Below are 21,923 nucleotides of genomic sequence, written 5' to 3'. Positions count from 1 at the left end.
TCCTCCGAATTCACCAAGGTCGGCACTCACCGACGGCCGCCCGCCGACCGGTCACGCTCGGCGGCCCCAGCGGCGTGCTCAGTCCACGGCCGGCAGCCGGCGCACGAGGTAGTCCCAGGCGGCGCGGACGGCACGGTCGTTGTAGATGTGGTCCCGTTTGGCCAGCGACTCCTCCGGCGGCGACCAGCTCGGCCACCCACCGGCGGCGTGGGTGCGCAGCTGCTGCTCGCATGCCTGCTCGAGCAGCACCGCGGCCACGGTTGCCTCCGGCAGCGACGCACCCACGGCCACGATGCCGTGGTTGACCAGGAACACCGCCCGGGCGTCACCGAGTGTGAGCGCGACCGAGCGGCCGAGGTCCGGGGTGAGAACGAGGTCGGCGGTGTCGGTGAAGCGTGGAACCGTCGGCGGCACGAAGTAGTTGGCCGCGTGGCTGACCGGCCGCAGGTCCTGCCCGCTGGCAGCCAGGGCGACGGCGTGCGGTGGGTGGGTGTGCACGACCGCGCCGACGTCCGGGCGGGCAGCCATGATCTCGGTGTGGATCGGGTACTCGCTGTGCCGGGCGCCGTCGCCCTCGAGCACCGTTCCGGACGGGTCGACCAGGTGCACCCGCTCCGGGGTGACCTCGTCGAGCCCCCACTCCGCGGTCTTGAGCCAGACGCCGCGGCCCTGCGGGTCGCGGACCGAGGCGTGGCCCCAGATCAGGTCGTGGTGGCCCGTGGCGGCGAGTACCCGGCACGACGTGGCCACCAGCTCGCGGAGGTCGGTCGTCGTGGCGGTTGCGGACTCGATGGTCATGCGGGGGCGGTCTCCGATCGTGTGACGTCTCTTCGCCCCACGACGTGGAGCGTCAGAGCAGGAGCTTGTCGATCTCCTCGGCCGCGGCGAGCAGCTGGGCGAGGACGGTCTTGCGGGCGCCGGCCGTCATCCGGCTGACCGGTGCGGAGGCCGTCACGGCCATCGGTGTCGGACCGGAGGACAGCGCGACGGCGAGGGAGCTCACGCCCTCCTCGCTCTCCTCCTGGCTGGTCGCGAAACCCTGGCTGCGAACCTCGGCGAGCTCGCGCACCAGGTCGGTGCGGGTGGCCACGGAGTTGGAGGTCAGGCGGGTCAGCTCCTCGTCGGGATAGATCCGGAACAGGTCCGCCTCGGTGAGTGTGGCCAGCATCGCCTTGCCGTTGGACGTACAGTGCGCCGGCATCGTCCGGCCCAGCCGGCCCCCGACGCGCAGCGCGCGGCCGCTCTCGATCGAGTCGATGAAATGCACGTCGTTGCCCTCGAGCCGGCCCAGGTGCACCGTCTCGTTCAGGTCGGCGTTGAGCCTCTCCAGCACCGGGCGCGCGCGGGTGCGTACATCGAGCCGACGGAGGACGCCGAAGGCGAGCCCGTCCAGCGTCGGCCCCGGGATGTAGCTGCGGGTGCCGGCTTCCTGCCGCACGAACCCGCGGTACTGCAGCATCATCAGCAGCCGGTGCGCGGTCGAGGAGGCGACGTCGAGGTACTGGCTGACGTCGGTGAGCCGCAACCGCGGTCGCTCGCCGAGCAGCAGCAGGATCCGCAACGCGTTGTCGACCGACTCGATCGGATACCGCGGCGTCTCGCCGTACTCCGGTGTGGGCGGAAAGCCCTCGACTCCGTCCATGGCACGACCCTACGCGATGTCTGCTGTGCAGAGAGTCGCACTCGGCATGGGTGGCCGCCGGGTTCGAACTCCGGTGTTCGCTCATGTCAGGCCAACCGCGCGAGCTCGTGCCGCCAGGCCGTGTCGTGGTTGAACGACCCGCCGAGATCGGGCAGCTGGGCCATGTCCGCCTCGGGCAGGTCCTGCAGCCGCCCGCCGGCCGAGACGACGGTCAGGGACAGCCGTGCGATCCGCTCCACCGACACCGCGTTCAGCACCGCCTCCGGCACGCCGGCTCCGGCGCTGGTCAGACCGTGCCCGCGGAGCAGGACCACCGGACGCCCGTCCATGGCGGTGACCATCTCGGCGGCGAGAGTCCGGTTCCGGACCAGGACCGCCCGCGGGTACACCGGCACGCCCGCGTGGGCCAGCTTCGTGCCGGGCATGTCGAAGGCGCCGACGATCGGGCGGATACCCAGCCCGGCGAGGTCGGCCGCGACCACCGTCTCCGGATGTGCGTGCACGACGGCCGTGACCTCGGGCCGGGTCCGGAGCACCTCGGTGTGCAGCGGCAGCTCGTTCGGCGGGCTCCACGCCTGCAGCTCGTCCGGGGCGCCCGGCTCGCCGTCGAGCGTGACCAGGTGCACGTCCTGCGCCGTGGTCCAGGCGAGCCCGCGCTCCTGCGGCCCCCGGCAGCGCACCAGCAGCCGGCGTTCGTCGATCCGCAGGCTGACGTGTCCGAGATAGCCGGGGGCCAGGTCGCGAGCGGCCAGGACCCGGCAGGCGTCGGCGACCTCCCGGCGGAGCGGGGCCAGCTCCGTGCTCGGGTCGGTCACGACGTGCCCGCCGCGCGGCGGGCCGGGAGCCCGGCGAGCTGGGTCACGGCGTCGTCGAACGTCGCGGCGGTGCCCATCAGCCTGCGGCAGACGACCAGCGCCTTCGGCCAGTTCACCGTGACCGCACCGCACAGCAGGCCGCTGTCGTCGGTGTAGACCGCGGCGCCGCGCGCCTGCGCGCCGTCGAGGTCGCCGAGCAGCTCGTGCCGGGTCGCGGCACCCGGCCGTCCGACGATCTGGATCCGCCAGTCGTACTGGTCGCTCCACACGTACCCGTCCTGGCGGTGTGCGCGGAGGTCGTCGGGGTGCACGAGGTTGTGCGCGACGACGGCGGCCTGTTCGACGGCGTTGGTCCAGTGCTCGACGCGCCGGTGCTCCTCGAGGCCCGGGTGGTACCAGCGGGCCACGTCGCCCACCGCGTACACGTCGGGGGAACCCGGTGCGCGGCCGTGTTCGTCGCAGACGACGCCGTCGTCGACCAGCAGGCCGGAGTCCTGCAGCCAGGCGTCGTTCGGGACCGCGCCGATCCCGACCACCACCGTCCCCGCGCGGAGCTCGGTGCCGTCGGTGAGCCGTACCCGCAGGTCTCCGGCCCGCCCGCGCACGTCCTCCACGCCCACCCCGAAGCGGGTGGCGACGTCGTGCCGGTGGTGCAGCGTGGTGACGTGCTCCGCCACGGCGTCGCCGATCACCCGGCCGATCGGAGCCCGCAGCGGGTCGACGACGGTCACGTCCCGGCCCAGTGCGCGGGCGGTCGCGGCCACCTCGGCGCCGATGAACCCGCCGCCGACGACGACCACGGGGCCCTCGGCGTCGAGGTCACGGCGCAGCGCGGTGGCGTCGGTGAGCGAACGGAGCACGTGCACCCCGGACCCGGTGATCCAGGGGGAGGGCCGGGCGCCGGCCCCGGTGGCGAGGACCACGGCGTCGTAGCCCAGCGCCGTGCCGTCGGCGAGCTCGATCCGCCGGCCGGCGGCGTCGAGCCGCGCCGCGCCGACGCCCAGCCGCAGCTCGATGCCGGCCGCCTCGGCGGCCGCGGTGTCGAGCAGCGTGATCCGGTCGGTGTCCCACGAACCGGCCAGCAGCTGCTTGGACAACGGCGGCTTGTCGTAGGGGAGGTCGGCCTCCTGCCCCACCAGCACGATCCGGCCGGTGAACCCTTCGGTGCGCAGCGCCTGCGCGGTGCGTACGCCGCCGACGGAGCTGCCGACCACGACGACGGTGCCGGTGGTCCGGTCCATCAGTCCTCGATGCCCAGCGCGTCGACCGGGCAGCTGCGGGCCGCTTCCTGTACCCGCGGGCGGTCCTCGTCGGCGATCTCCGTCCGGAGCAGCACGACCTTGCCGTCGTCGTCGATGTCGTAGACGTCCGGGGCGCCGGTGATGCAGTTGCCGTATCCCTGGCATGCCTCGACGTCGGCCAGTAGCCGGGCCATGGTGGTCCTCTCTGTGGGGTGGGTCGGGTTCGTCACGAACGCTTTCGCGGCGCGGAGACGCCGGTTCCGCCGTCGGGGTGCACGACGCCGCCGGTGATGCCGCGCGCGCGTTCGGAGGCGAGGAAGACGTAGCTCCAGGCGTGGTCCTCGCCGGACAGCGCCACCTGGAGCGGCACCCGGGTGGCGAGCTCCTGCTCCCGGCCGGGGGTGTCACCGAGGCTGCGGTCGGCGGTGCCCAGGCTCGGTAGCCCGCGCAGGTCGGTGCCCACCGTGCCGCCGGGCGCGACGCCGTTGACCCGGACCTTGGGCGCCAGGTCGTGGGCGAGGGCGGTGACCAGTCCGCGGACGGCGAACTTGGAGGACATGTAGAGGACCCCGCCGCGCCCGGGGGAGTAGGACGAGGTCGACTCGGTGAGCAGCACGACCCCGCGTCCGGACTCCTGCAGGTGACCCAGCGCCGCCTTGACCGAGTGCAGGTGGCTCAGGACGTTGGTCCGGAACATCTCGTCGAAGGCGGTGTCCAGGACGTCGGCGTCGAGCTCGGTGATGCTGCGGTAGAAGTCGAACACCCCGACGCAGTTGACCAGCACGTCGAGTCCGCCGAAGGCCTCCACAGCGGCTGCGACGGCGCGGTCGTTGTCGTGACGGGTCGTCGCGTCGCCGACGGTGACCGGCACCTCGGGCCGGGCCGCCGCGAGGGCGGCCGACTTCTCGGCGTCGCGTTCGAGGACCGCGACCCGGGCGCCTTCGGCCCGGAAGGCGTCGACGACCGCGCGGCCGATGCCCGACCCGGCCCCGACGACCAGGGCGCGCCTGCCCTCCAGCCACCCGGTCACGAGTCGGCCCCACTCGGTGCGGGCGGGCTGTCGTCGTCGGGGATCAACGGGGCGAACGGGGTACCGATCATCGCGGAGAACGTGGCGGTGTTCTGCCAGGTCAGCGACTCGAGCTCGAGCGGGCACAGGGTGACCCACTGCCCGGACTTGGGCGACTCGACCAGCAGCCGCGCCCCGTTGCGGGTGCGGACCAGACGCACCCGGACCTCGGCGAACTCGTTCGCCACCGTGATCGGCTCGCCGGCGGCGTTCTCCAGCAGCTCGGCGTGCTCGGACGCGGCCCGGCGCGCGGCCCGCGCGTCGGTCTGCTCGCCCTCCCACTCCAGCGTCACAGGAAGATCGCCAGGTTCTGCATCCGCATGACCGAGTCGTCGACCAGGATCGTGCGGCGGGCCAGCTTCCAGCCCTCGGGTGTGGAGCGCAGCAGGTCCTCGCGCCCGGCGGAGACGAACGAGCCCTCGCGGACGTCGCCCCGGTTGCGGAACAGCAGGGTCGCCGACTCCACCACCAGGTGGTCGGGGTCGTCGGTGGCGAACGTGCGCACGTTGCTCAGGTGGTGGCGCAGCCGCGACGGGGGGTCCTCGGTCCAGGCGTGCTCGGTGAGGAACCGGGCCACCCGGCGCGAGAGCGAGTACTTGTCCTCGTCGAAGTGGGCCATGCCCGGCGAGGTGTCGTAGCCGGCGCCCAACGCCGTGGTGACCCGTACCGGCATCAGGTAGTGGATGTCGTCGGTGAGCAGGTCGAGCCACTCGCTGTAGGCCTGGGCGTCGAGCAGCCACGCCTCGTCCACCAGCCACTGGTGGGCCGTCAGGTGGCGCTCGTCGCCGAAGCCGATGGTAGTCCCGGTGCGCTGCACGCGGGAGGCGTGCCCGCCGAGGGCGGACCGTGAGGAATGCGTCCCGGGACCGGTCGGTGCGGTCGTGGTCGGGTCGTTCATGCCGGGGTCACCGCCTCCGGCTCACCGACGGTGAGGGTGCCGGCGGCCGCCTGCGGGGTCGCCAGGTCGTCGGCCCAGCGATGCAGCAGTGCCCGCTGGTTGTACTCGCTGTAGCCCGTGTGGGCCGAGCCCGGGCCGTGGAACTGCTCGGGCGTCAGCTGGGGCACGACCTCGGTGTCGTCCTCGAGGATCCCCATCCTGCTGTTGAGCTGGAGCCGCCGTGCCATCGAGCCGGCTGCGGTGTTGGTGAGCGAGACCCAGTTCTCCACGTCGTCCTGCTCGAACATGCCGGTCGAGCCGAAGCACATCAGGTACGCCTTGTAGGACAACGCCTTGAACTCCTCCGGGGCCTCGGCGTCCACGGCGAACCAGGACAGCACCTCGGTCTCGTCCTCACTGATCGGCTGCCACTGCCGGATCGAGATGAACGGCAGCACGTCGTCGGACTCGGCCACCCGGGGCCAGTTGTGCACGAACGACAGGTTCGGGTAGATCGACGCCGCGCTGATCATGAAGCCGTCGGTGCCGACGAGGTCACGCTGGTCCTGTGACCACTGCTGCGTCATCCGGTCGACCATCTCCTGGGGGTAGCCGACGTAGCGCAGCCGCTCGTCCAGGGTGCCCGGCGGGAGCTTGTAGGTCGTCCCGCCGCCGGCCCCGGCCCAGTAGGTGGCGCCGTCCTTGCGCTTCTCCGCCTTGGGCTCGCGGAACAGGCCGATCTCCACGACCGAGGTGTGGGTCTGCGGGGTGTGGTACATGTCGCCGGCGAAGTTCTCCGCGCCGATCTTCCAGTTCGCCTTGACCCGCCACCGTTGCGGGCCGCGCAGCTCGATGCCGCTGGCGCTCTGCTTGGTGTAGTAGTCCAGGTAGAAGCGGAAGTCGCCGAGGAACTCCTCCAGCGGAGGGGCCTGCGGGTCCATGCTGAGGAAGATCATGCCGTTGTAGGTGGCCAGGTTCGGGGCCGGCAGCAGCCGCTGGCCCTTGCGCTTGAAGCCGGCCTCGCCGCCGTAGGCGTCCTGGTGGAACGGCAGGCCGACGATCCGGCCGTCGTTGCGGTAGGACCAGCCGTGGTACGGGCAGCGGAAGTGCGAGGCGTTGCCCATCTCGGCGCGGCAGACCTGCATGCCGCGGTGCAGGCACATGTTGAAGTGCGCGCGGATCTCGCCCTTCTCGTCCCGGGTGACGATGAACGAGTCCTCCAGTACCCGGCGGACCACGTAGTCACCGGGCCGGGCGATCTCGGACTCGTGCCCGACGAAGACCCACGCGCGGGAGAAGACACGCTCCTTCTCGAGCTCGAAGATCTCCCGGTCGTTGTAGACGTGCGCGGGGATCATCCCGCGACGCACGGCGTCGAGAACGTCGGTCTGGTCGGTCATCGATCCGTCCCTGTGGTGCTTGTTCTGCTTGAAAGAGGTTGTCTCTGTTCAGTAGAGCAACTTGCTCCGGGTGCGTCAACCGGGCTCAGTCCTGCAGGACGACCGTCACAGCCTTGGTCTCGCTGTAGGACAGGAGTTCCTCGACGGACTCCTCGCGCCCGACGCCGGAGGACTTCGTCCCGCCGAAGGGGAGTCCCCAGTAGTGCCGCGAGCTGCCGTTGATCCAGACGTAGCCGGCCTGCAGCCGCCCGGCCATCCGGTGGGCGCGGGTGACGTCGCTCGTCCACACCCCGGCGGTGAGGCCGTAGTCGGTGCGGTTGGCGATCTCGACCGCCTCGGCCTCGTCGGCGAACGTGAGCACCGAGAGCACCGGGCCGAAGATCTCCTCCATGGCGGCGGGGTTGTCCGGTGCCATGTCGCTGAGCACGGTCGGGGCGACGTACCAGCCCTGCTCGCCGACGGTGTCGGGGCGTCCGCCACCGGCGACCACCTCGGCGCCGGCATCGGTCGCGGCGCGGATCTCTCCGAGCGTCTTGTCGTACTGTCTGCGGTCGATCACGGGGCCCATCTGGGTCCCCTCGGTCAGCGGGTGCCCGACCCGGACGGCGCGCACCTGCTCGACCACGGAGGCCAGAACCTCGTCCGCGATCGACTCGTGCAGCAGCAGCCGGCTGGTCGATCCGCAGGACTGTCCGGCGGTGGCGGTGAAGTTCATCCCGGAGACGGCGCTCGCCGCCGCCGCGTCGAGGTCGGCGTCGGGCATGACGACCAGGGCGTTCTTGCCGCCGAGCTCCAGGCTCACGTACTTCACGCCGGACTCCGCGGCCTCGCGTTGGATGAGCCGTCCCGTGTCGGGTGCCCCGATGAAGCCGATGCGGCGGATCAGGGGGTGTCGGACCAGCGCCTGCCCACTGACCGCGCCACGCCCCGACACGACGGCGCACAGGTCGGGCCCGAACACCTCCGCGGCCAGCTCGGCCATCCGGAGTGAGGACAACGGCGCCTGGTCGGGAGCCTTGAGGACGACGGCGTTACCGGCGACCAGGGGAGCGGCGACCTTTCCGGCGGCGAAGAACAGCGGATGGTTGAACGGGACGATCCGGCCCACCACGCCGTATGGTTCCTGCACGCTGTAGTGCAGGTTCTCCGACAGCGGGTAGGTCGCCCCACCCAGCGCGAGCGCGTGATCGGCCATGATCTCCAGCAGGGTCGCCGCCGCGTCGACGTCGGCCCGCATGACCGGCAGCGGGAACCCGGCATCGACCGCGTCGAGGGTGGCCAGTTCGTCGGTGTGTGCCCGCAGCAGAGCCGCGAACTCGCGCACCATCGCCGCGCGCGCCCTCGGCGGGAGCGATCCCCAGGCACGCTGTGCCCCGGCGGCGGCCGCCACGATCCGGTCCACGTCCTCGACCGAGCAGTCCGGGGCGTCGGTCAGGACGCCGCCGGTCGTCGGGTCCTCCACCTCGTAGCGGGCCGTACCGCCCAGCGGCCGACCGCCGAGGAGGACCTCGAAACGGCCGTCGACGACGGCGCGAGGGGTGTCGGACACGGTCATGGGTGATTCCTTCCGGAAGGACGAGCCGGCGGCGTGTCGTCGCCGACGTGCGGCAGGGGGAGGCGTCTCCCTCGGGTCGGCTCAGCTCGTGGGCAGGACGAACAGGAGCCACGTGATCACCGGTGCCGTCACCACCATCGCCGCGCCCCAGCCGAGCATCGTGCGGAACAACGGCCGCCGCTCCTGCTCCGGCGCGGTGGCCAGGGTCAGTGCTCCGACCGAGGAGAACGGGGTGGAGTCGACGACGGTCGCGGAGATCGACAGCGCGATGATCATGCCGGTCACGCCGACCTCGCCCTGGACGAGGAACGGCACCGCGAGCGGGATGAGGACCCCCAGCAGGCCGGCGCTGGAGCCGAACGCGGACGTGAAGGCGCCCACCAGGCAGAGCAGGTACGCGGTGAGCAGCGGCGCACCCAGCGAGGCGATCCCGCCGCCGATCACATCGACCGTGCCGTAGCGCTGCAGTGCCCCGACGAAGGTCACGATGCCGCAGATGAGCAGCACCACCGACCACACGATCCGCTTGTCGGCCAGCTGGAAACGGGACGGGAACGTCAGGTGCAGCAGCGCCGCCGCGATCAGGGCCAGGAAGCCGATCTCCAGGTCGAAGACCAGGGCGCCGACGGCGACGGCGACGATGACGATCAGCGTCACCACCTGGTCCAGGCGCAGCCGGGTGCGCTCCGGGGTGTCGAGGGGCGGCCTCGCGAAGGTCTCGCGCGAGGACGTATCGCCGGCGTCGACGGCGCTGCTCGTCGTGCCCCCATCGGCCACGTGTGTCCCGGCACCGCCCGCGCGGACGAGTGCGGCGGCGCTCGTCGCGTGCTCGTGGCGGCGGCGCAGCAGATCGCGACCGCCGAAGCAGAGGTAGATCACGATGGCGAGTGCGATGTTGTAGGCCGCATTGCCGAGGAAGAGTTCAGCGGCGGAGACCTGGAGCCCGTTGTTCACGGCGGTCTGGCGGACGATGACCGCAAGGCCGTTGAGCGGCGAGAAGTTACCGAGGCACGAGCCGTGCATGACCATCAACGCCGCCATTCGGCGGTCGATCCCGTAGCGCTCACCTAGGCGCATGCACAGCGGGGCCAGCATGGCGACGCCCGCCGGGCCGAGTGCGCCCGCGGTGGTCGGGATCGCGGAGAAGACGAAGATCAGCCACGGGACGAGGACGGGGCGGTCGCCCACCAGCCCGATGGCGCGGTCGACCAGCCACTCCAGGGTCCCGTTCACCGCTGCCAGGCCGAACAGGTAGGTCACCCCGACCAGCAGGACGAACAGGTCGGGCGGAAACCCCGCGATCGCCTCGTCGGGGCTCTCGCCCACGACCAGGGTGCCGACGAGGAATGTCGCGATCAGTGCGAGTGCGCCGATATTGACCGGTCGGACTGTGCCCACGATGAACACGAGTACGAGGGCCACGACGCCGATGACGTGGATGGACACGGCTCTCCCGGAACGGTGGGTCGCGCGGCGACCGGGACGGCACCATTCCGCCCGTCAACGATTTTCGCCGCAGGGAGGAAACTCCCTCTGTTATGCAGAGGAACTTTCTGTCAAACTGCCGACCGTGTCAAGACTCACGGGAAGTCCGGCAGCGGGGGGATCGATGGAGACGGGAGAGGGGGCCACGGTCCGGACGGGAGCGGACCTCGTCGTCGAGTGCCTGGCCGCAGAGGGGGTCGAGCTGGTCGCCGGGGTGCCGGGGACGACGGTGATGGACCTGATCGACAGTCTGGCTCGCCAGCAGGCCGTCCGGTTCGTCTCGACCCGTCACGAGCAGGTGGCGGGGTTCCTGGCCGACGGTGTGTCCCGGTCCGGTGCGGGCGTCGGGGTCTGTCTCGTCTCTCGCGGCCCTGGAGCTGCCAACGCTGCGATCGCCGTGCAGAACGCCTACGACGAGTCGGTGCCTCTGGTCCTGTTGGTCGGGCAGGTGCCCGCAGGGGTCGTGGAGCGCCGCGCGTTCGAGGAGTCCGATGTCGTCGCCACCTTCCGGCCCATGAGCAAGTGGGCCGTCGAGATCCATCAGGCGGCACGGGTGCCGGAGCTCCTGCAACGTGCCGTGCGCACGGCCGTCGGTGGCCGCCCGGGACCTGTCGTGGTGTCGCTGCCGCTGGACGTGTTGCAGGATGTCGTGGACCACGGTGTCCGTCCGGCCGTGCGCTCACGTAACCACCCGCCGGGTCCGGCTCCGGCAGCGGTGCGGGACGCGGCCGCGGTCCTGCGCGACGCGGAGCGGCCCGCCGTGCTGATCGGCGGTGGTGGTGGAGGGGATCCGGCCGCTCTGCTCGAGCTCGCCGAGCGGCTCGGGGCTCCGCTGCTCACGACATGGCTGCGGCAGGGCTCCGTCCCGCACGACCATCCCGCGTTCCTGGGTGCGCTGGGCTACGGCGCGCACACGGTGACCGAGGACGTGGTCCGCGACGCCGACGTACTGGTCGCGTTGGGCTGCCGGTTCTCCGAGTTCACGACCAAGCGGTGGACCCTGGTCTCGCCGGACACACGGCTGGTCCACGTCGACGTCGATGCGGAGGAGCTGGGGCGGGTGTACCTGCCGGAGGTCGGCATCGTGGCCGACGCCGCTCTCGCCGCCCGTGCGCTGACCGCGGCGCTGGACGAGACGCCACCGGAGCTGGCGGCACGACGCGCCGATCGCCGCAGCGCTCTGCGGAAATCCTATGAAGGGGTTTCCTCCCTCTCGTCGCCCGCGCTGGCCGACGACGATCCCGCCGGGGGAGTCAGCAGTGTGGCCGCGGTGTCCGCCCTGCAACGGATCGCCGACGCCGACGGCGTCCTGCTCGTGCAGGACGCGCCTAGCTTCGGCCCGTGGAGCCACCGCTACCTGCGCCTGCACCGCCCCGGCTCGTTCTTCGGCTCCGCGGGCGGGGCGATGGCGTGGGGCATGCCCGCTGCGATGGGAGTGGCACTGGCCCGTCCCGACCAGCGCGTGGTCGCGGTCAGCGGGGACGGCAGCTTCTGGATGGTCGCCCAGGACTTCGAGACCTGTGTCCGGGAGTCGATCCCGGTCGTCAACGTCGTGATGAACAACAGCGCCTACGGCAACACCCGCGACCGGCAGCGGTCGGCGCATGCCGGGCGCTATCTCGGGGTCTTCTACGGCAACCCCGACCTGGCCGAGTTCGCCCGGTCCCTGGGCGGTCACGGTGTACGGGTGACGGCCGACGACGAGCTCGGCCCTGCGCTGGAGAAGGCCCTGGCCCAGGACGGACCGGCGATCGTGGACGTCGTCCAGGACCAGATGTACGGGCTGCCGCCCGGGCTGCTGCCCCCGGCAGCCCGCTGAGGTCCGCCGTGTCGGAGACGTTCCGGCTCCCGGTGACGGTGTCGGCCACCCGCAGGCCTCTGCCCGGGCGTCACGAGCAGCTCCACGCATGGGCGGCGAGGCTCGGCGCCGAGGCTTCCCGTGTACCCGGCCACCTGGATTCGCAGGTCGAGCGCCACGACGACGGCACCGTCACGGTCGCGTTGGTCTTCGACAGCGCGGCCACGCTCGCGGTCTGGGAGGCGAGCGCCTCGCGGGCCAGGTGCTTGGCCGCCGCCGACCTGCTCACCGACGGGGTACCGGCTCCGGTCACCGTCGGCCGGGCGCAGCCCTCCGGTGCGCCGCCCCGGTGGCGGACCGCCATGGTGGTCTGGGCCGGCTTGTTCCCGTTCTCGTTGCTGTTCACCGCCACCGCCGGCCCGGTGGTGACGACGTTGCCGGTGCTCGCCCAGTCCCTGGTCACCAGCATGGTGCTCGTCCCGCTGGCCGTGTACGTCGGCATTCCGCTGGTCAACGCGATGATCCGTCGGTGCGGTCGTTGACCCGCCCTCCCGGCGACGCCCACCGACTCCGGCAGTCGCACGAACGACGGTGACGAACCCGACCCGGATCCGGCCCCCGAAGGAGTTGCAGATGATCTGTGAGGAACACATGACCTGCGAGACGAGCGAGCGGCGCGCCGTGGTGCGCCCCGGACCCGGAGGTCCCCGATGAGCCGCGTCCCGCTCACCCTGGCCTGCTGGGACTACGATCGGACCCGCGCGCTGGCCGACGGCACCGTCCGGCCCGACGGCGTCGACCTCACCTATCTGAGCCTCCCGGTCGAGGAGACCTTCTTCAGGATGCTCCGGCACCGGGAGTTCGACGCAGCAGAGATGTCACTGGGGTCCTATGTGACCGCCGCCGCGGCCGCGCCGGACGCCGGCGGTCTGATCGCGATCCCGGCGTTCCCCTCGCGGGCGTTCCGGCACCACGGCATCTACGTGAACGGCGACAGTGGGATCGAGAACCCGTCGGACCTGGTCGGCCGCACCGTCGGCGTGCCCGAGTACCAGCTGACGGCCGTGGTGTGGATCCGCGGGATCCTGGCCGACCGGCACGATGTCCCGGTGGCGTCGGTGCGGTACCGGACCGGTGGCATGCACTCGCCGGGCCGGGTCGAGAAGCAGGTCCTGGACCTGCCGCCGGAGATCGACGTGGCACCCATCGCTCCGGACCGGACGCTGGTGGACATGCTCGTCACCGGTGAGATCGACGCGCTCTACGCGCCCCGCACGCCACGCCCGGTGCTCGAGGGCCGGCCCGAGGTGCGACGCCTGTTCGCCGACCCCCGCGCCGTCGAGGAGCAGTACGCCCGGGACACCGGGATCTTCCCGATCATGCACACCGTGGTCCTGCGGCGGGACGTCTACGAGGCGCGGCCCTGGCTGGCCGGTTCCCTGCTCAGTGCGTTCGAGCAGGCCAAGTCGCTCTCGATGGCGCGCATGGCGGAAACGGCGGCGAACCCCTACGCCGTCCCCTGGCTCTACGACGAGGTCGAGCGGACCCGAGCGTTGTTGGGTCGGGACTTCTGGCCGTACGGCCTCGATGCGAACCGCCGGACGTTGGACGTTTTCCTGCGCTATGCACACGAGCAGGGCATGACCGGCCGCCGGCTCGCCCCCGACGAGCTCTTCGCGTCCGAGACACACGAGACCTACGTCATCTGAGTCGCCGGTCGTTCCGTCGCTCGCCTCGACGTACACCTGGAGCATTCCACCGCACCGTCACGGCCGGGACCGCAGCAGCGACGCGGCGAGCAGCGCGACCTCGACCTGCAGCCGGTCGTCGCCGAGCGGCCGGCCCCGCAGGTCCTCGGCCTTGCGCACCCGGTAGTGCACCGTGTTCTTGTGCAGGTGCAGCCGGCCGGCTGCCTGCGTGTAGCTGCCCCCGGAGGCGAGGAAGACCCGCAGCGTCTCCCGCACCTGGTCGACACCGGGCTCGTCGGAGTCCAAATCGGACAGTACGCGGGCGACCCAGCGGCGCAGGTCCTCGGTCCGTTCGGTGAGCAGGGCCGGGATGGCGACGTCGTCGAACTCCGTCACCGGCGGGGTGAGGACGGAGTTCTCGACGACCGCCCGGGCCCGGACCGCCTCGGCGAGCGACCCGCGGAACCCCGACAGGCCGGCCGCGGGCGCTCCGAGCGCGACGCACACGTCGCCCGGCATCCGGGCACGGAGGAGCTCGACGTCCAGCGTCGGTGCGGTCGGCCCGGAGTGCCACGCCCACAGCGTGCGGCTGTCGGCCAGCACCGTCAGAGGGGGCCGCCCCGCCGCGTCGTGCAGCAGGCGGGCACCGGCCTGGAGCAGCCCGTCGTCGTCCGGGGCGTCCGTCGGCCCCGATATCCAGAGCACGGCCGCCCGGTGCCAGCCGCGCACCGGCAGCCCCAGCAGCTCGTCGGCGGCGCTGTCCGAGAGCGGATCGGTGTCGAGGACCATCCGGATCCTGGCTGCCAGGCCGGCCCCGGAGCGGGTGCTCCACCGGCGCCGCTCGGTCTCGTAGATGTCGATCAGCCCTTCGACCACCTGGTCGATGTAGCGGTTGGTGCGCTCGGACAGCGACGCCACCGCGGCCAGGACGACGTCCGGGTCGCGTCGATCGCCCCGGCGCAGCGAGTCGAGCGCCCACTGCCCGAACCGGTGCTCGCCGAGCCGGTAGGCGCGCAGCAGGGCCTCCAGGGACAGCTCGTGCTGGGCGAAGCGGCGCGCGTACTCCGCCGCCGCCGGCGGGACCGCGATCTGCTCGACCGGGATCGCGTGCGCCAGGAGGTCCACGATGCCCACCAGGTTCGCCGAGGTGCTGGCGACCATCAGCTGCCGCACGGCCTCGTCGTGCCGGAACTCCGGGATCATCTCGACGAACCAGTCGGTGAGCTCGACGGTGAGTTCCGGCAACCGGGCGTCGATGTCACGGGCGACGGTCGCCACGACGTCGTCGACGTGGGCGGACATGCCGCCGAACCTATAGCGCCCGACGACCGCGACCGACACCACCCGCGACGTTCACCTGTCCGGGGCCGGGCTTGTGCCGTGCGCACAACGGCGGTCCGCGACTTCATGACGTGCGCCCATGGTGACCGTCACACCGCGGTCCTACCTTTCCTCCACCCGACAACGACCGTCCGGAGGATGGCCCCGATGCACATCGCCGTGCTTCCGCAGGAACGGGCAAGGACCGCACCGCACTCGCCGTGCGTCGCCGACGACGCCCGGGCGCTCGACAACTCCGCGTTCGCGCACGCGGTCCTCGGCGCGGCGGCGGCGCTCCGTTCCGCGGGCGTGGCACGCGGCGACGTCGTCGCCGTGATGCTGGTGAACCGGGTGGAGTTCGTGGTGACGCTGTTCGCCGCGTGGCACCTCGGCGCCGTCGTCACCCCGGTGAACCCCGTCCTGACCACCGACGAGGCCGGCTTCCAGATCACCGACGCCGGCGCGGGCGTCGTCGTGGGGGAGCGGGCCGCCTCGGACCTGGTGACGCTGGACGTCGCCGAGCTCGACGCCGATCCGGACACCGCTCCCGCACCCTCCACGGTGGAACCGGACGGGCTCGCGCTGCTGATCTACACCAGCGGGACCACCGGGCGTCCCAAGGGCGTGATGCTCGACCACACGAACGTCGGGGTCATGTGCGAGACGATCGTCGCCGCCCTCGGGCTGGACGGCTCGGACCACAGCCTGCTGGTCCTGCCGCTGTTCCACGTGAACGGGATCGTCGTCTCGGTGCTGTCGCCGTTGCTCGCCGGCGGGTGCGCGTCGATCGTCGGCCGGTTCCGCGCCGGCTCCTTCGCCGCCGAGCTGGAGCGCGTCCGTCCGACCTACTTCTCCGCGGTCCCCGCGATCTACGCCATGCTCGTGGCGCTGCCGCCCGAGGTGGAGCCGGACACGAGCTCGTTGCGCCGGGTGATCTGCGGCGCCGCACCGATGCCTGCCGAGCTCATCGCCCGGTTCGAGCAGCGCTTCGGGGTCCCCGTGATCGAGGGGTACGGCCTGTCCGAGGCGACCTGCGCCTCGACGCTCAACCCCCCGTCCGGACCGCGCAAGCCGGGAACGGTCGGTCTGCCGCTGCCCGGGCAGCGGATCGCGCTGGTCGACGCCACCGGAGCCGTCGTCACCGACGGGCCGGGGGAGGTGGTGATCTCCGGGCCCACCGTCATGCGCGGCTACCTGAACCGTCCGGAGGAGACCGCAGCGACGATCAGGAACGGGTGGCTGCACACCGGTGACGTCGGACGGTTCGACGACGACGGCCATCTCGTCCTCGTGGACCGGATCAAGGACATGATCATCCGTGGTGGGGAGAACCTCTACCCCAAGGAGATCGAGAACGCGCTGCACGCGCACCCGGCGGTGAACGAGGCGGCGGTCGTCGGTGCACCGGACCCGGTCCTCGGCGAGGTCCCGGTGGCCCACGTCGCCCTGCTCCCCGGGAGCTCGGCGACACCCGACGACCTGACCGCGCACTGTGCCGGCCGGCTGGCCCGGACCAAGGTCCCGGCGCGCATCACGATCGTCGGTTCCCTGCCGAGGAACCCGGTCGGAAAGATCGACAAACCGGCGTTGCGCCGGATACCCGAACCGGCCGGCTGACCCGCTCGGCCCCACCTCCTCCGCCCGCGGACCCGACGGTCCGGCGGGCGGCCCCACCGTGCCGCAACGAGCGGCTCCGCCGACGACGACGTCTCGCTACAAGGGGTTTCACCATGGGTTTCACGACGGGGAAGTTTCCCCCGGTCGATCCGGACACGTTCCTGGACGAGCCGCTGTCGGAACGGACGAGGACGCTCGCGCTGCACTGGGTGCAGTACGGGTTCGGATCGCCGGCGATGATCCCGCTCGTCTACGTGCTCAAGCTGCTGTTCCTCTACATCCTGGCCGGGACGGCGCTCATCACGTGGACGTCCGGTGTCGGCCCGTTCTGGGACGTCGCGGGCTGGTGGGACGAGCCGATCGTCTACCAGAAGCTGGTGCTCTGGACCGCGATGCTCGAGGCCGTCGGGGTGGCCGGCTCCTGGGGCCCCATGGCAGGCAAGTTCACGCCGATGACCGGGGGGATCCTGTTCTGGGCACGACCGGGCACGATCCGGCTGCGCCCGTGGAAGGCGGTCCCGGGCACCGCCGGCGACACCCGCACGGTGCTCGACGTCGCGCTCTACCTCGCGCTGCTCGCCTCGCTGCTGGTCGCGATCGTGCTTCCCGGCGTGCCGTCGGCGTCGCTGAGCGCCGTGCTGCCGGACGACACCGCAGGACTCGTCGCTCCCTGGCTGATGATCGCTCCGGTCGTCCTGCTGGTGCTGTGCGGCCTGCGCGACAAGACGATCTTCCTCGCGGCCCGGAGCGAGCAGTACCTGCCGGCCATGCTGTTCTTCGGTCTCCTGCCGTTCGTCGACATGATCGTCGCGGCGAAGCTGCTGATCTGCACCGTCTGGATCTGCGCGGGCATCTCCAAGTTCGGGCGGCACTTCACCAACGTGATCCCCCCGATGGTGTCCAACAGCCCGTGCATCCCGTCGACTTGGATCAAGCGGATGCACTACCGGGACTTCCCGCGCGACGTCCGCCCGTCCCGGCTCGCGACGTTCATGGCGCACGTCGGCGGCACCACCGTCGAGATCATCACGCCGCTGGTGCTGCTGTTCTCCACGAACCACTGGCTGACCCTGGCCGGGGTGGTCCTGATGGTGGTGTTCCACCTCTTCATCACCTCCACGTTCCCGCTGGCGGTGCCGCTGGAGTGGAACCTGCTGTTCGGCTACCTGACGATCTTCCTGTTCCTCGGGTTCCCGAACGAGGCGGGCTTCGGGCCCGCCGACATGTCCTCCCCGGCGCTGACCCTGGCGATCGTGGCCGGCCTGGTGGCGTTCCCGATCCTCGGGAACCTGCGCCCCGACCTGGTGTCGTTCCTCCCGTCCATGCGCCAGTACGCCGGTAACTGGGCCTCGGCGCTGTGGACCTTCACCCCGGGTGCCGAGACGAAGCTCAACGGCCTGCCCCACCGGCCGACGAAGAACCAGATCGACCAGCTGCAGGCGTCCGGCTACGCCCCCGCTGCCGCCGAGATCACCCTGCAGCAGACGATTGCCTGGCGCTCCCTGCACTCCCAGGGCCGCGGCCTGTTCTCGGTCCTCGGAGCCCGGCTCGACGACATCGAGTCGCGCACCGTGCGCGAGGCCGAGTTCGGGTGCAACTCCGTCATCGGGTTCAACTTCGGCGACGGGCACCTGCACGACGCCGACCTCATCGACGCCATCCAGAGGAGGATCGGGTTCGCACCCGGCGAGTTCGTCGTCGCCTGGGTCGAGTCCCAGGCCATCCACTCGAAGGTCCAGCACTACCAGCTGATCGACGCCGCGCTCGGAGTGATCGAGACCGGGTACTGGAACGTCGCCGACGCCGTCGCGGAGCAGCCCTGGCTGCCCGACGGCCCGATCCCGCTCACGGTCACCTGGCGTGCACCGGAGCGCGCCGACGAGGCCGGCACCGGGAGCGCACCCGTCCTGACCACCGGTTCCGAGGAGGAGTCATGACCGGAGCGCTGCAGGGCCGGGTCGCGGTCGTGACCGGCGCCGGGAAGGGGCTGGGCCGGGCCGTTGCCGAGCGGTTCGGAGCCGAGGGCGCGACCGTCGTGGTCTCCGACATCGACGGGGACGCCGCGGAGAGGGTGGCCGCCGGGATCCCGGGGGCCTCGCACCGGCCGTGCGACGTCCGTGACGAGCAGCAGGTCCAGGACCTGGTCGCCGCGACCGTGGACCGGCACGGCGGGCTGCACGTGCTGGTGCCCAACGCCGGCGTCGGGAAGGCCGAGGCACTGCTGCAGATGGATCTGGCGGCCTGGCGCGCGGTCACGTCGGCCGCGCCCGACTTCGAGGCGGCGCTGTTCTTCGCCTCCGACCGCTCCGCCTTCTGCAACGGCAGCGGCCTCGTCCTGGACGGCGGCCTCCACGCCTCCCTCCTCTGACCCCCGGCGTTCCCGATCCCCCAGGAGTACGACATGACCCCACTGCCGTGGGCAGGACCGTCCTGCCGGCCGGTCGAGGCGGGCGGATGAGCACCGCGACCGTCGTCGGGGCCGGGCCGAACGGCCTCGTGGCGGCCGCCGTCCTGGCCCGGGCCGGGGTCGAGGTGACCGTGCTGGAGGCCGCCGCCGAGATCGGGGGCGGCACCCGCACGGTCGAGGGCATCGTGCCGGGCCTGCTGATCGACCACTGCTCGGCCGTGCACCCCATGGCGGTCGGTTCGACAGTGCTGCGCGAGCTCGGCCTGGAGCGGCACGGGCTGCGATGGCGCCTGCCCGAGATCGACTGCGTCCACCCGCTCGACGGCGGCGACGCCGGTGTCCTCCACCGGTCGGTGGAGGACACCGCGGACGGGCTCGGGCCCGACGGACGGGTGTGGCGCGCCCTGCTGGCCGGCCCGTCGCGCGGCTACGACGCGCTGGCCGAGGACGTGCTGGGTCCGCTGCTGCGGGTGCCGGCGCACCCGCTGAGGCTGACCCGGTTCGGGGCCCCGACGGTGCTCCCGGCCGAGGTCCTCGGCCGGGCGTTCCGTACCGAGCGGGGCCGGGCGCTGTTCATGGGTACTGCGGCGCACGCGTTCCGGCCGTTGAACCGGCCCCTGTCGAGCGCGATCGGGATGGGGATCCTGACGGCCGGGCACCGGCACGGCTGGGGGGTCGCCGAGGGTGGCTCCCGGGCGATCACCGACGCCCTCGCCGCGTCGCTGGGCGAGAGCGGCGTGACGATCGAGACCCGGACCCCGGTGAGCTCGGCCGACGAGCTGCCGCCCACCGACATCACGATCTGGGACGTCGGTCCCGACCGGCTCCCCGCGCTGCTCGGCGACCGGCTCCCGCCACGCATCGCCCGCGCCTACCGGCGCTTCCGGTACGGGCCGGCCGCGTTCAAGGTCGACTACGCGGTCCAGGGCGGCATCCCCTGGACGCGCCCGGAGGCGCGCCTGGCCGGCACCGTGCACGCCGTCGGCTCCGCCGGGGAGAACGTGCACGTCGAACGCGAGGTGCACGCCGGCCGGATGCCCGGGCGACCGTTCGTCCTGGTCGGACAGCAGTACCTCGCGGACCCGACCCGCTCCGCGGGCGACGTGCATCCCGTCTACGCCTACGCCCACGTCCCGTACGGCTACACCGGCGACGCCACCGAGGCGATCACCGCGCAGATCGAGCGGTTCGCGCCCGGGTTCCGGGACCGCGTCGTCGGGACCCTGCGCACCGGGCCACGGGAGTTCGCCGGGAACCCGAACTTCGCCGGGGGCAACATCCTCACCGGCGCCAAGGACGTCCGGCAGCTGGTGTTCGGGCCGCGGACGACGCTGCAGCCCTACGACACCGGGGCACCGGGTCACTACCTCTGCTCGGCGTCGACGCCGCCCGGACCGGGCGCGCACGGGATGTGCGGAGCACACGCCGCCGCGCGGGCGCTGACGCGGCTGGGGCGGTGAGCGGTGTCCGGACCTGCCGGGGCGTCCCCGCCCGACTCCGTGACGGCCCGCGCGCCGGATCGCCCGGTACCCGCCACGTCCGCCTCCGCTCGCGAGGGCACGACCCTCTGGCGCTCGGATCTGCTGTCGGACTGGGCCCGCTTCCCCCTGACACCGCTGGCCCGGACGATGGGGCCGATCGCCACGGCCGACGCCGCCTGGTCCGAGCTGGCGGACACGACCACCGGTCGCCCGGCGGTCGTCGTCCGGGACGGTCAGGCATGGCTCGACGCCGACGTCGCCGGACCGCGGCGGGCGGGCCGGCCGGTCACGGACGGGCTCCGCAGCCTGCACACCGAGGTGGACGCCGTGCGCGAGCGGCTACCCCGGATCGGACGGTCCGCCCAGCGGTCCGGTCCCACCGCGAACCGGTGCCGCGACCTCCTCGTCGAAACCGTCGCGCTGTCGGCGCCGGCGGTCCGTGCACTCGCGCACGCCGAGTACCGGCTGCTCGCAGCCGGCTCACCGGCGCCTCAGGTCGACGAGTCGCTGGTGGGCGGCCGCTCGTGCCGGCTGCTCGATGCGCTCTGGGAGGTCAGCCGGGTCGTCGCCCGCAGCTCCGACGGCGCGCTCCTGCTGGGCCGCGGGTTGCCGGGCCTCGGCGGCCGGCTCGGCACCGGCCACCCGGGATCCGCCCGCGAGGTGTTCCGCGCCGTCCGGTCCCTGCTCGACCACCACGGGCATCTCGGCGCTGCACCCTGGGACCTCGGTGTGCCGAGCTGGCGGAGCGACCCGTCCGGGATCCTGGCCCTGATCGACCGGCTCCGGACGGTCCCGGACGACCACCCGCCTCCCGTCGTCCGGCGGCCGAGCACGCCCCCCGCCGCGGCGGGGGAGCTCGGCGGCTGGGCCACGCTCCGAGCCGATGCCATGGACACGGTCTCCCGCATCGTCGCCGTGCAACGGACCATCGTGCGGCAGGCCGGGCGGGCCCTGCAGGAGGACGGCCTGCTGTTCGACGCGGCGCACGTCGCCATGCTCGACGGCGACGAGCTCGTCGGCTGCGTGCCGGAGGACGTCTCCCTCCGGACCTACGACCACAATGCGCTGGACCTGTGGCTCCCGCCGCGGGAGATCGTCGGGCCGGTCCCGGCGGCCGTGCGGTGGATCCACGCGCGGGACGTCCCCCGCCTCGGGCCGGGCGAGGTCGTGCACGGCAGCGGAACCGGCGGCCGTGTCCGGGGCCGGGCGACCGTGCTCCGATCACCGGCCGGGGCGTCGCGCGTCCGTCCCGGCGACGTCGTCGTCGTCGCGAGCGGCGGGGCGGAGTGGCTCACCGCGGTCCTGCTCGCCGGGGCGGTCGTGGTCGACGCCGGTATGTCCGGCTCGCCGCTCGCGGCCCTCTGCCGGATGTCGGCCGTCCCGTGCGTCACCGGCACGGAGACCGCGACCGCCCGGATCCGGGGCGGCGACGACCTCGTCGTCGACGGTGCGCTCGGGACGGTGACGCGCGGGCGAGGGTGACCGGGACGGTCCCGGCGGGCCACGCGGGCCGGGCGCGCCGACCGGC

Annotated in this window: 20 protein-coding genes; 8 read left to right on the top strand and 12 right to left on the bottom strand. The window is 72.4% G+C overall.

Annotation, left to right across the window (positions count from 1 at the left end; translation table 11 throughout):
• Positions 1 to 78 precede the first annotated feature (78 nt).
• From PP1_RS03940 to PP1_RS03890, 11 genes are all read right to left on the bottom strand, one after another.
• Complete coding sequence (locus PP1_RS03940; RefSeq protein WP_010223624.1) at positions 79 to 798, bottom strand: class II aldolase/adducin family protein; 720 nt, start codon at positions 796 to 798, stop codon at positions 79 to 81.
• Positions 799 to 850: 52 nt separating this feature from the next.
• Complete coding sequence (locus PP1_RS03935; RefSeq protein ID WP_010223626.1) at positions 851 to 1,642, bottom strand: IclR family transcriptional regulator; 792 nt, start codon at positions 1,640 to 1,642, stop codon at positions 851 to 853.
• 86 nt (positions 1,643 to 1,728) lie between these two features.
• Positions 1,729 to 2,457, bottom strand: coding sequence for a class II aldolase/adducin family protein (locus PP1_RS03930; protein WP_010223628.1), 729 nt, complete (start codon positions 2,455 to 2,457; stop codon positions 1,729 to 1,731).
• Positions 2,454 to 3,698 carry an NAD(P)/FAD-dependent oxidoreductase gene (locus tag PP1_RS03925; protein WP_010223630.1) on the bottom strand — a complete coding sequence of 415 codons (1,245 nt, stop codon included), beginning with the start codon at positions 3,696 to 3,698 and terminating at the stop codon, positions 2,454 to 2,456. Before PP1_RS03925 ends, PP1_RS03930 begins: the two co-directional genes overlap by 4 nt.
• A complete protein-coding gene (locus PP1_RS03920) occupies positions 3,698 to 3,892 on the bottom strand; it encodes a ferredoxin (protein ID WP_010223632.1) in 195 nt (64 codons plus the stop codon). Before PP1_RS03920 ends, PP1_RS03925 begins: the two co-directional genes overlap by 1 nt.
• 32 nt (positions 3,893 to 3,924) lie before the next feature.
• Complete coding sequence (gene hcaB, locus PP1_RS03915; RefSeq protein WP_010223634.1) at positions 3,925 to 4,728, bottom strand: 3-(cis-5,6-dihydroxycyclohexa-1,3-dien-1-yl)propanoate dehydrogenase; 804 nt, start codon at positions 4,726 to 4,728, stop codon at positions 3,925 to 3,927.
• Complete coding sequence (locus PP1_RS03910; protein WP_010223637.1) at positions 4,725 to 5,060, bottom strand: hypothetical protein; 336 nt, start codon at positions 5,058 to 5,060, stop codon at positions 4,725 to 4,727. The genes hcaB and PP1_RS03910 overlap by 4 nt, the downstream gene beginning before the upstream one ends.
• Positions 5,057 to 5,665: a 3-phenylpropionate/cinnamic acid dioxygenase subunit beta gene (locus tag PP1_RS03905; protein WP_010223639.1), complete on the bottom strand. Its 609-nt coding sequence runs from the start codon at positions 5,663 to 5,665 to the stop codon at positions 5,057 to 5,059. The genes PP1_RS03910 and PP1_RS03905 overlap by 4 nt, the downstream gene beginning before the upstream one ends.
• Positions 5,662 to 7,044, bottom strand: coding sequence for an aromatic-ring-hydroxylating dioxygenase subunit alpha (locus PP1_RS03900; protein WP_010223641.1), 1,383 nt, complete (start codon positions 7,042 to 7,044; stop codon positions 5,662 to 5,664). Before PP1_RS03900 ends, PP1_RS03905 begins: the two co-directional genes overlap by 4 nt.
• An 85-nt stretch (positions 7,045 to 7,129) precedes the next feature.
• The gene (locus tag PP1_RS03895; protein WP_010223643.1) at positions 7,130 to 8,599 is read right to left on the bottom strand and encodes an aldehyde dehydrogenase family protein; all 1,470 of its coding nucleotides are present in this window, start codon (positions 8,597 to 8,599) and stop codon (positions 7,130 to 7,132) included.
• Between the two features lie 81 nt (positions 8,600 to 8,680).
• Positions 8,681 to 10,045, bottom strand: a complete 1,365-nt coding sequence (locus tag PP1_RS03890; protein ID WP_010223645.1) for an SLC13 family permease — start codon at positions 10,043 to 10,045, stop codon at positions 8,681 to 8,683.
• A 163-nt stretch (positions 10,046 to 10,208) separates the two neighbouring features.
• Here PP1_RS03890 and PP1_RS03885 point away from each other — a divergent pair, with 163 nt between their 5' ends.
• The 3 genes from PP1_RS03885 to PP1_RS03875 all read left to right on the top strand — a co-directional run bounded on the left by PP1_RS03885 (position 10,209) and on the right by PP1_RS03875 (position 13,591).
• Positions 10,209 to 11,903: a thiamine pyrophosphate-binding protein gene (locus tag PP1_RS03885; protein ID WP_010223647.1), complete on the top strand. Its 1,695-nt coding sequence runs from the start codon at positions 10,209 to 10,211 to the stop codon at positions 11,901 to 11,903.
• An 8-nt stretch (positions 11,904 to 11,911) separates the two neighbouring features.
• Positions 11,912 to 12,424, top strand: a complete 513-nt coding sequence (locus tag PP1_RS03880) for a hypothetical protein (RefSeq protein ID WP_010223649.1) — start codon at positions 11,912 to 11,914, stop codon at positions 12,422 to 12,424.
• Positions 12,425 to 12,592: 168 nt separating this feature from the next.
• On the top strand, positions 12,593 to 13,591 hold the full coding sequence (locus tag PP1_RS03875; protein WP_010223651.1) for a 4,5-dihydroxyphthalate decarboxylase: 999 nt from the start codon (positions 12,593 to 12,595) through the stop codon (positions 13,589 to 13,591).
• A 57-nt stretch (positions 13,592 to 13,648) separates the two neighbouring features.
• On the opposite strand, the gene PP1_RS03870 is transcribed toward PP1_RS03875, so the two are convergent.
• Positions 13,649 to 14,872 carry a PucR family transcriptional regulator gene (locus PP1_RS03870; protein WP_029239108.1) on the bottom strand — a complete coding sequence of 408 codons (1,224 nt, stop codon included), beginning with the start codon at positions 14,870 to 14,872 and terminating at the stop codon, positions 13,649 to 13,651.
• Positions 14,873 to 15,049: 177 nt separating this feature from the next.
• Between PP1_RS03870 and PP1_RS03865 the strand changes: the two genes are divergently transcribed.
• The 5 genes from PP1_RS03865 (at position 15,050) to PP1_RS03845 (ending at position 21,877) form a co-directional block, all read left to right on the top strand.
• Positions 15,050 to 16,507 carry a class I adenylate-forming enzyme family protein gene (locus PP1_RS03865; protein ID WP_029239109.1) on the top strand — a complete coding sequence of 486 codons (1,458 nt, stop codon included), beginning with the start codon at positions 15,050 to 15,052 and terminating at the stop codon, positions 16,505 to 16,507.
• Positions 16,508 to 16,620: 113 nt separating this feature from the next.
• The gene (locus PP1_RS03860; protein WP_010223656.1) at positions 16,621 to 18,444 is read left to right on the top strand and encodes a DUF3556 domain-containing protein; all 1,824 of its coding nucleotides are present in this window, start codon (positions 16,621 to 16,623) and stop codon (positions 18,442 to 18,444) included.
• Positions 18,441 to 18,875: an SDR family NAD(P)-dependent oxidoreductase gene (locus tag PP1_RS03855; RefSeq protein ID WP_010223657.1), complete on the top strand. Its 435-nt coding sequence runs from the start codon at positions 18,441 to 18,443 to the stop codon at positions 18,873 to 18,875. The genes PP1_RS03860 and PP1_RS03855 overlap by 4 nt, the downstream gene beginning before the upstream one ends.
• Before the next feature lie 86 nt (positions 18,876 to 18,961).
• On the top strand, positions 18,962 to 20,374 hold the full coding sequence (locus PP1_RS03850; protein WP_010223660.1) for a phytoene desaturase family protein: 1,413 nt from the start codon (positions 18,962 to 18,964) through the stop codon (positions 20,372 to 20,374).
• Positions 20,375 to 20,377: 3 nt separating this feature from the next.
• Positions 20,378 to 21,877 (top strand): PEP-utilizing enzyme, encoded by a 1,500-nt coding sequence (locus PP1_RS03845; RefSeq protein WP_010223662.1) that lies wholly within the window; start codon positions 20,378 to 20,380, stop codon positions 21,875 to 21,877.
• The last annotated feature ends 46 nt before the right edge of the window (positions 21,878 to 21,923 follow it).

This window comes from Pseudonocardia sp. P1 (assembly GCF_000178675.2).
GTDB lineage: Bacteria > Actinomycetota > Actinomycetes > Mycobacteriales > Pseudonocardiaceae > Pseudonocardia.
The sequence above is the reverse complement of the archived record's forward strand: the minus strand, read 5'-3'. Positions and strand labels throughout refer to the sequence as shown.